Origin of the sequence: Halomonas llamarensis, from assembly GCF_023555005.1 — a bacterium.
GTDB lineage: Bacteria > Pseudomonadota > Gammaproteobacteria > Pseudomonadales > Halomonadaceae > Vreelandella > Vreelandella llamarensis.
On record NZ_JAMJPJ010000170.1, the window covers coordinates 1 to 245 of the forward strand.

Here is a 245-nt window from a genome sequence, read left to right on the forward strand (position 1 = left end):
TGGCCGTGGTGAACGTGACGGAAAATACGGCGTATCACCTGTCCACGCGACAAACGATGGATCGTCCCGAGCGTGAACAATCGCGTGTGGATGGCTATCTTCATCACCTCCAGCAAGACCGTGCGTCACTACCGCCCCAGGTGCGTTATCTGGTGGCGGACGGGTATTACAGTAAAACCCGCTATCTCCAGGGCGTCGTGGCGCTAGGATTACATCAGATCGGTAAGCTACGTCATGACGCCAAC

Annotated in this window: 1 pseudogene; it reads left to right on the forward strand. The window is 56.3% G+C overall.

The window, feature by feature from the left end:
• Positions 1-245: pseudogene (locus M8006_RS18070) on the forward strand (hypothetical protein); the annotation flags it as partial.